Here is a 6,007-nt window from a genome sequence, read left to right on the forward strand (position 1 = left end):
GCGGACGCGCAGCCGGTGCTGGCGCTGGCGGTCGGTTCGACGGTGGGGGTGCTGGAGGGTTCGTCGGTGCCGGTTCTGGTGCTGGACGAGCCGGGTACCGCGGCCTCGATCGCCGGCCGGGAGGCGGGTGATCTCGGTCTGGTGGTGTCGCCGCGGCATCCGGCGTACGTGATCTACACCTCGGGTTCGACCGGGCGGCCCAAGGGCGTCGTGGTCGAACACCACAGCCTGGCAGCGCTGTTGCAGACGCACCTGCGGTCACTGATCGGACCGCACTTCGGCGACCGGACCGGCGTACCGGCGGCCCTCGTGGCCGGCACCACTTTCGACACCTCGCTGGACGCCCTCTGCATGCTGGTGGCCGGCCACCAACTGCACCTGGTCCCGGACGAGATCAGGCTCGACGCGGGCGCGCTGATCGCCTACCTGGCCGAGCACCGCATCGACTTCCTCGACCTCACCCCCTCCTACCTCTCGGTACTGATGGGCGAAGGCCTGCTCGCCGAGGACGGCCCCGCCCCCGCCCTGCTGATGGTGGGTGGTGAGGCGTTGGGTGCGGAGTTGTGGTCGCGGTTGCGTGGCGTGGAGCGGACGGTGGTGCACAACTACTACGGTCCGACGGAGTGCACGGTGGACGCGGTGGCGTGGCCGCTGGCGGCGTCCGAGGTGCCGGTGATCGGCCGGCCGATCGACAACACCCTTGCGTACGTGCTGGACGAGGGTCTGGGCCTGGTGCCGCCGGGTGTGCCGGGGGAGTTGTTCCTCGCGGGTGCGGGGCTGGCGCGTGGGTATCTGAACCGCCCGGATCTGACGGCCGAGCGGTTCCTGCCGGATCCGTTCGGTGCGGCGGGTACGCGGATGTATCGGACCGGGGATCTGGTGCGGTGGACCGCGGCTGGGGTGCTGGAGTACCTCGGCCGGGCGGACGACCAGGTGAAGATCCGCGGTTTCCGGATCGAACTGGGTGAGATCGAGGCGGTGTTGGCCGCGCACCCGGCGGTTGCGCAGGCGGCGGTGCTGGTGCGTGAGCAGGATCGGCTGGTCGGCTATCTGGTCCCGCACGCCGGGGTCGTCCTCGACGTCGACGGGGTGCGGGCGCACGTGGCGGCGGCGCTGCCGGGGTACATGGTGCCGTCGGCGTTGGTGGTGCTGGCGGAGTTCCCGCTGACGGTGCACGGCAAGCTCGACCGCCGGGCGCTGCCCGCCCCGGAGGTGGGGACGGATCCGCAGGGCCGGGCCCCGCGCACCGACCGCGAGCGGGTGCTCTGCGGCCTGTTCGCCGAACTCCTGGGCGTGGAGCGGGTCTCCATCGACGACAACTTCTTCACCCTGGGCGGTCACTCCCTCCTGGTCACCCGCCTGGTCAGCCGCATCCGCACCGAACTCGCCGTCGAACTCCCGCTCCGCGCCCTGTTCGAGACCGGCACCGTCGCCGGCCTGGCCGAACGCCTCGGCGACGCGGGCACGGCCCGTACGGGGCTGCGCCAGGTCGTCCGCCCCGAGGTGCTGCCGCTGTCGTTCGCGCAGCAGCGGTTGTGGTTCCTGAACCGGTTCGAGGATGCGGGCTCCACGTACAACATTCCGATCGGGCTGCGGCTGTCCGGTGCGGTGGACGTGCCGGCGCTCGGTGCGGCACTGCGGGACGTGGTGGGGCGGCACGAGAGCCTGCGGACGGTGTTCCCGGAGCTGGAGGGTGTGCCGTTCCAGCGAGTGCTGCCGCTGTCCGAGATCGGTGAGCTGCTGACGCTGGTGGACGGCTCCGCCGGCCTGGCGGAGGCGGCGGCCTGCTCGTTCGACGTGACGGTCGATCTGCCGCTGCGCGCCTGGCTGTTCCAGGAGTCCGCCCAGGAGTCCGTCCTGCTGGTGGTGCTGCACCACATCGCCGCCGACGGCTGGTCGATGCTCCCGCTCGCCCGTGACCTGGGCACCGCCTACGCCGCCCGCTGCGCCGGCACCGCGCCGGAGTGGGACGAGCTCGGCGTCCAGTACGCCGACTACGCGCTCTGGCAGCGGGAGTTGCTTGGAGAGGAGTCCGACCCGGGCAGCCTGGTCTCGGCGCAGCTGGCGTACTGGCGCTCGGCCCTTGCGGGCGCGCCCGAGCTGCTGGAGCTGCCGACCGACCGCCCGCGGCCGGTCGAGGCGACCCACCGCGGTGAGGTGGTGGCCTTCCACTGGGACGCTGCGACCTCGCAGGCGCTGGGTGCGCTGGCGCGGGAGTGCGGGGCGACGGTGTTCATGGTGGTGCAGGCGGCGGTGGCGGCGTTGCTGTCGCGGCTCGGGGCGGGGACGGACATTCCGCTCGGGACGCCGGTGGCGGGTCGGACCGACGAGGCCTTGGACGAGCTGGTCGGGTTCTTCGTGAACACGCTGGTGCTGCGGACGGACGTGTCGGGTGACCCGAGCTTCCGTGAGCTGGTCGGTCGGGTGCGGGATGCGGATCTGGCGGCGTTCGCGCACCAGGACGTGCCGTTCGAGCGGCTGGTGGAGGTGGTCAACCCGGCGCGTTCGATGTCCCGGCACCCGCTCTTCCAGGTGATGCTGAACTTCACCGACGACGGCGCCGGCACCGAGGACGTCGCCCTGCCCGGACTGAAGGCCGAGCCGCTCGCCGGGGTGGGCCGGGTCGCCAAGTTCGACCTCTCGTTCAGCTTCGTCGACGAAGGCGCCACCGGTCTGGCCGGCAGCGTCGAGTTCGCCACCGACCTGTTCGACCGGGCCACCGTGGAGACCGTGCTCGCGCGGCTCGCCAGGCTGCTGGAGGCGGTGCTGGCCGACCCCGAACGGGCGGTCGGTGAAGCGGAGTTGCTCTCCGCCCAGGAGCGGCACGAGCTGCTGGTGGTCCGGAACGACACCGCCCTCGCGGTGCCTCCGGGCACCGTCCCGGAGCTGTTCGAGGCGCAGGTCCGGCGGACCCCGGACGCGGTGGCGGTGGTCTGCGACGGCGTCGAACTGACCTATGCGGAGCTGGACGTCCGCGCCAACCGGCTGGCCCGGCTGCTGATCGACCGCGGCGTGCGGCCGGAGGACTTCGTCGCGCTGTCGCTGCCGCGCTCGACGGCGATGATGGTGGCGGTACTCGCCGTGCTGAAGTCGGGTGCGGCGTACCTGCCGGTCGACCCGAACTACCCGGCCGACCGGATCGCCTACATGCTCGCGGACGCCGCCCCCACCCTTGCGGTGACGGTGGCCGCCACCGCCGCCGTGGCCGGTGGCGTGCCGCTGGTGGTGCTGGACGACCCGGAGACCGAGGCGCTGATCGCGTCCCGGCCGGGGACGGCACCGGCCGCGCCCGACCGGGCCGCCGAGCTGCTGCCGGACCACGCCGCGTACGTGATCTACACCTCCGGTTCGACCGGGCGCCCCAAGGGCGTCGTGGTGGCGCACCGGAACGTGGCCGGCCTCGCGGCCTGGGCCGCCGCCGAGCTCGGGCCGGAGCGGCTCTCGCACGTGCTGGCCGCCACCTCGCTCAACTTCGACGTGTCGGTGTTCGAGATGTTCGGGCCGCTGCTGAGCGGCGGGCGGATCGAGATCGTCCGGGACGTGCTGGCCCTCCTGGAGGGCGAGGGCACGCGCTGGAGCGGGAGCCTGCTGAGCGGCGTGCCCTCCGCCCTGGCCCACCTGGTCGGCCAGGGCCGGCTGGAGCTGGACACCCGGATGGTGGCGCTCGCCGGCGAAGGCCTCTCGGCGCACACCCTGGAGGCGGTCCGGGCGGCGGCGCCCGGCGCCACCGTCGCCAACGTCTACGGGCCGACCGAGACCACCGTCTACGCGACCGCCTGGTACACCGACACGGCGGTCGGCTCGGCGCCCCCGATCGGCCGGCCGATCGCCAACACCCGGGTCCACGTGCTCGACCAGGCGCTGCGGCCGGTGCCCGCCGGGGTGCCGGGCGAGCTCTTCGTGGCCGGCGCCGGTCTGGCGCGTGGCTACCTGAACCGCCCCGACCTGACGGCGGACCGCTTCCTGCCGGACCCGTTCGGCCCGCCCGGCACCCGGATGTACCGGACCGGCGACGTGGTCCGCTGGACGCCGGACGGCGAGCTGGACTACCTCGGCCGCTCCGACAGCCAGGTGAAGGTCCGCGGCTTCCGGATCGAACTCGGCGAGATCGAGACCGTGTTGACCGGGTACCAGGGCGTGGCCCAGGCCGCCGTGCTGGTCCGCGAGGATCAGCCGGGTGACCAGCGGCTGGTGGCCTACCTGGTGGCCGGGCCCGGGGTCGAGGCCGGTGGGCTGCGCGAGCACGCGGCCGCCGCGCTGCCGGAGTACATGGTGCCCGCGGCGTTCGTCCTGCTGGACGCGCTGCCGCTGAACCCCAACGGCAAGCTGGACCGGCGGGCCCTGCCCGCACCGGACTTCGCCGCGGCGGCGGCCGGCCGGGAGCCGCGCACCGCCACCGAGCGGGTGCTCTGCGCCCTGTTCGCCGAGGTGCTCGGGCTGGAGCGGGTCGGCATCGACGACGGCTTCTTCGCGCTGGGCGGCCACTCGCTGCTGGTGACGAGGCTGGTCAGCCGGATCCGCACCGAGCTGGGCATCGAGGCGCCGATCCGCGCCCTGTTCGACGCCCCGACGGTGGCGGCCCTGGCCGAGCGGCTGGGCGGGGCCGGCGAGGCCCGCGGCGGTCTGCGCTCCGTGGACCGGCCGGAGAGCGTCCCGCTGTCGTTCGCGCAGCAGCGGTTGTGGTTCCTGAACCGGTTCGAGGACGCGGGTTCGACGTACAACATTCCGATCGGGCTGCGGTTGTCGGGTGCGGTGGATGTTGCGGCGCTGGGTGGGGCGTTGCGGGATGTGGTGGGTCGGCACGAGAGCCTGCGGACGGTGTTCCCGGAGCTGGAGGGTGTGCCGTTCCAGCGGGTGCTGCCGGTGTCCGAGGTCGGTGAGCTGCTGACGCTGGTGGACGGCTCCGCGGGGCTGGCGGAGGCGGCGGCGTGCTCGTTCGACGTGACGGTGGATCTGCCGCTGCGCGCCTGGCTGTTCCGCGAGTCGGAGCAGGAGTCGGTGCTGCTGGTGGTCGTGCACCACATCGCCGCCGACGGCTGGTCGATGGCCCCGTTCGCCCGCGACCTCGCCGAGGCCTATGCGGCGCGGACCACCGACCGGGCTCCCGGCTGGGCGGCCCTCCCGGTGCAGTACGCGGACTACACGCTGTGGCAGCGGGAGTTGCTGGGGGAGGAGTCCGACCCGGGCAGCCTGATCTCGGCGCAACTGGCTTACTGGCGCTCGACGCTGGCCGAGCTGCCGGCCGAACTCGCCCTCCCCGCCGACCGGCCCCGGCCGGCCGAGTCGGGCGCGCGCGCCGAGCTGGTCGACTTTGCCCTCGACGCTGCGACCTCGCAGGCGCTGGGTGCGCTGGCGCGGGAGTGCGGGGCGACGGTGTTCATGGTGGTGCAGGCGGCGGTGGCGGCGTTGCTGTCGCGGCTCGGGGCGGGGACGGACATTCCGCTCGGGACGCCGGTGGCGGGTCGGACCGACGAGGCCCTGGACGAGCTGGTCGGGTTCTTCGTGAACACGCTGGTGCTGCGGACGGACGTGTCGGGCGACCCGACCTTCCGCGAGCTGGTGGGCCGGGTGCGGGATGCGGATCTGGCGGCGTTCGCGCACCAGGACGTGCCGTTCGAGCGGCTGGTCGAGGTGCTCAACCCCGACCGCTCGATGTCCCGGCACCCGCTCTTCCAGGTGATGGTCAGCTTCGACGAGGCCGCAGCGGGCGGCGATGACCTGGCGCTGCCCGGCCTTGCGGTCCGGCCGCTGGAACCCGTGGGCGAGGAGGCCAAGTTCGACCTCTCGTTCAGCATCGTCGAGCGGGCCGGCCTCGGCCTCGGCGGCAGTGTGGAGTTCTCGGCGGATCTGTTCGACCGGGGGTCGGCGGAGTTGTTGGTCGGGCGGTTCCAGCGGTTGCTGGGGGCGGTGGCGGTGGATCCGGACGGTCGGGTCGGTGGGGTGGAGTTGCTGGCCGGGGGTGAGCGCGAGGCGTTGCTGTCGGGTTGGCAGGGGGTGTCGGTCGAGG

1 protein-coding gene is annotated in these 6,007 nt (G+C 73.4%); it reads left to right on the top strand.

Features of this window, described 5'->3' with window-relative positions:
* Window positions 1-6,007: non-ribosomal peptide synthetase (locus ABT014_RS34250; protein ID WP_350643728.1), on the top strand; the 6,007-nt coding region annotated here is incomplete at both ends.

Source organism: Kitasatospora sp. NPDC094015 (genome assembly GCF_040304075.1).
Classification (GTDB): domain Bacteria; phylum Actinomycetota; class Actinomycetes; order Streptomycetales; family Streptomycetaceae; genus Kitasatospora.